This is a genomic window from Xanthobacter sp. BG11Y11_SDJG, assembly GCF_057364445.1.
In genome coordinates, this window is the sequence record NZ_JBNFNU010000442.1 from 1 (window position 1) to 3,288 (window position 3,288).

The following is a 3,288-nucleotide window of genomic DNA, read 5'->3' on the forward strand; positions in this document are numbered from 1 at the left end:
CCGTGAGCCGTCCGATGAATGGGGATGTTAATCATTGTGGCCTTTCCTGTGGTGGCTGTCGCCGGAAATCGCTCGCGCTCGGCGCCGGGCCAGCACCCCTCTGCGACCCCCGGCCTGTCTCAGGGCCAATTAAGGCAAGATGGTGGCAAACGCGACTCGGTTCCCCTCTCGTGGGGAGAAGGTCATACCTTACCCAGGATTGCGGCCAAGAAAGGACGGCTAAAGGTTGGCCAAAGCCAACGATCGGCGCCAACCGCGGGAGCACGCATGGAATGGCTCAAATGTGCGATGCACCGCGTCGCCCTAGGCTTCAGCCTCGCTTTGGCGCTGCAGTGCGCCCCGCCGTCGGCCTGCGCCGCCGACGATGCGCGCCCGCTGCGCGGCCTTCGCCATGCGCGGCGCGCCCGACCTGCCGGCGGACTTTTCCGCCTTTGCCTATGCCAATCCCGACGCGCCCAAGGGCGGCCGGCTGACGCTCTCGATCACCGGCACGTTCGACAGCCTCAATCCCTTCATCGTCAAGGGCTCGGCGGCGCCGTTCGTGCGCGGCTACGTGGTGGAGAGCCTGATGGCGCGCTCGTTCGACGAGCCGTTCACGCTCTATCCGCTGATCGCCCGCGCGGTGGTCACTGACGCGAAGCGCAGTTTCGTCGAGTTCGAGATCGATCCGCGCGCCCGCTTTGCCGACGGCACGCCGGTGACGGCTGACGATATCCTGTTCTCCCACGCGCTGATGCGCGACCAGGGACGGCCTAACCACCGGCTCTATTATTCCAAGATCGCCAAGGCCGAGGCGCGCGCGGGCGGACGGGTGCGCTTCACCTTCGCCGAGCCGGACCCGGAACTGCCGCTCATCATGGGGCTGATGCCGGTCTTCTCCCGCGCTTCGGTCGATCCGGAGCGATTCGCGGAGACCAGCCTCACCGCCCCGCTCGGCACCGGCCCCTACAAGGTGGAGGCGGCCGAGGCCGGCGCCAGCCTCACCTTGGTCCTGCGGCCGGACTATTGGGGCCGCGACCTGCCGGTCAATCGCGGCCTCTACAATTTCGACACCTTGCGCTTTCTCTACTTCCGCGATGCCAACAGCGAGTTCGAGGCGTTCAAGAAGGGCCTCGTCGATGCCCGCTTCGAGACCGATCCCGGACGCTGGGAGACCGGCTACGACTTTCCCGCCGCCCGTTCCGGCGAGGTGGTGCGCGAGGTGATCCCCACCGGAACGCCGAAACCCTATTCCGCTCTGGTGTTCAACACCCGCCGGCCGGTGTTCGCCGACGTGCGCGTGCGCCGCGCGCTGACCGAGCTGTTCGATTTCGAGTGGCTCGACCGCAATTTCTACCATGGGCTCTATGCCCGCACGCGCAGCTTCTTTCAGGACAGCGAGCTGTCGAGCCTCGGGCGCGCTGCGGATGCGCGCGAAACCGCGATCCTCGCCCCGTTCGCCACCGACATCGTTCCCGAGGCCCTGCTCGGCACGCTCGTGCCCCCCGTGTCCGACGGCTCGGCCGGACCGCGACCCGGCGGCGCCGCGCCTTCGCCTTGCTCGAAGAGGCCGGCTGGACCCTGGCCAACGGCCTCGTCCGCCGCACCGGCACCGGCGAGCCGCTGGCGTTCGAGATCATGGTGGCGACGCGCGACCAGGAACGCCTCGCTTTGGCCTATGCGAGCCAGCTGGAGCGCGCCGGCATCACCGCGCGGGTGCGGTTCGTGGATGCGGTGCAGTTCGATGCCCGCCGCAACGCCTACGACTTCGACATGGTGCCGGCGATCTGGAGCCAGTCGCTCTCGCCCGGCAACGAACAGGCCTTCTATTTCGGCTCCGCGAGCGCCGACACGCCGGGGACGCGCAACTACATGGGGGCGAAGAGCCCGGCGGTGGACGCCGCCGTGGCCGCCCTGGTCGATGCCAAGGACGAGGACGCCTTCATCGCCGCCGCGCGCGCGCTCGACCGGGCGCTTTTGTCGGGCGCCTATGCCATCCCGCTGTTCCACACGCCGGGCCAATGGCTGGCGCGCTGGACCCGCATCGCCCGCCCGGCCCAGCCCTCGCTCTATGGCACCCTGCCAGAGACCTGGTGGCGCGTGCCCGGCCGCTGACGGCTCAGGCCGCGAGCGGACCGCCGCCGCCGCCACCGCGCGTCACCGCGCGCCAGCCCAGCACCACGAACAGCACCAGGACGATGCCCTGGGCGATGGCGAACGGCGGCTCCGACTGGGTCGGCGCCAGCGCCTGGAGCGCGCCGATCTTGGCGAAGGCCTGCGCCACCCCCACGAACACCAGCAGATAGAGGCTGGCCACCGCGCTGCCCACATAGATGGCGCGCCAGCGCCCGCCGAGATCGCGGCCATAGAGCCCGTAGAGCGCCACCGCGAGGATGAGAAGCGCGATGCCGCCGACGATGTGGGAGGGCTTCACCTCCGAGAACGGAAAGAAGAAGCCGGTGACGCTGGTCAGCACGGCCGTGGCGAGGAAGACCCCGGTGCCGGACGGCCGCGTCTCGCCCCGGATCAGGCCGAGCAGAACGACGATCCCCGCCGCGATGGCGACGAGGCTGAACCAGGTATGGATGCCGACGAGCGTCAAGGGATCGAACATGGAAAGCCCCCTCCATGGAAGGGTTTCATGATGGAGCAAAGGCCGGGCCATTGCACGCGATCATCCGGCGACGCCTCCGGCGCCACCTGCGCTCAGACCCTCATCTTCCCCAGAGGAGCCATCGGCTGGCGTACGTAACCCGTGGGCTGCGGATCTGTATCGGGCCAATAACGGCCGCAATTGCTTTACAGTATCCGCGCGTATCCGACCCGTCAGCTTGGCGACGGATCGGATACCAACTTGCGGAAAGGGATGACGTGAGGTCGGGCGGCTTCACCGAATATCAACCGCCTTCTGTGTGAGCTTGTGGCTGCACAGCCGGCGAGGAGGGGATACATGTCGGGCCTCCAGCGCGCGCAGCGGCGCATCGCGCCCCGAACCGTTTTCAGACGCGATGCCATCCCATGCGCCGGCCCGCCGGCGCGCGGTCGTCCGTCCCCGCATGCCGCGGGCCGAAGGCGTCACCCTGCCGGCCTTGTGGCGGCTCCTCGCCATCTCCGCCTGTGCCGTCATACTCGGCGGCGGCGGGCTGCTCGCCTCCAGCTGGCCGAGACGCCCTCCCCGCCGGCAGCGCCCGAGGACCATCGCCGCCTTGCGATCAAGGCGGCCTCCATCCTCGGCGGCGCGCCGGCGATGGAGCCGGCCGAAGGCCAGGCCGCCCCGACGGCCGAGGATTTCGCCCGCCCGGCGTTTCT

Annotated in this window: 2 protein-coding genes and 1 pseudogene; 1 reads left to right on the forward strand and 2 read right to left on the reverse strand. The window is 69.1% G+C overall.

Going from position 1 to position 3,288, the window contains the following annotated elements; all coding sequences use genetic code 11:
- Window positions 1–391: 391 nt before the first annotated feature.
- Window positions 392–2,094 (forward strand): annotated as a pseudogene (locus AC2W7M_RS22470) (extracellular solute-binding protein).
- Window positions 2,095–2,098: 4 nt separating this feature from the next.
- On the opposite strand, the gene AC2W7M_RS22475 reads toward AC2W7M_RS22470, so the two are convergent.
- Both AC2W7M_RS22475 and AC2W7M_RS22480 read right to left on the reverse strand, forming a co-directional pair.
- The gene (locus AC2W7M_RS22475; protein ID WP_486135050.1) at window positions 2,099–2,593 is read right to left on the reverse strand and encodes a hypothetical protein; all 495 of its coding nucleotides are present in this window, start codon (window positions 2,591–2,593) and stop codon (window positions 2,099–2,101) included.
- 273 nt (window positions 2,594–2,866) lie between these two features.
- The coding region (locus AC2W7M_RS22480; protein WP_486135052.1) for a hypothetical protein at window positions 2,867–3,288 on the reverse strand (422 nt) is incomplete at its 5' end.

What these genes read in the sequence shown, in the direction of transcription:
- AC2W7M_RS22475 (WP_486135050.1), bottom strand. Translation starts at nt 2,593, where the DNA reads ATGTTCGATCCCTTGACGCTCGTCGGCATCCATACCTGGTTCAGCCTC.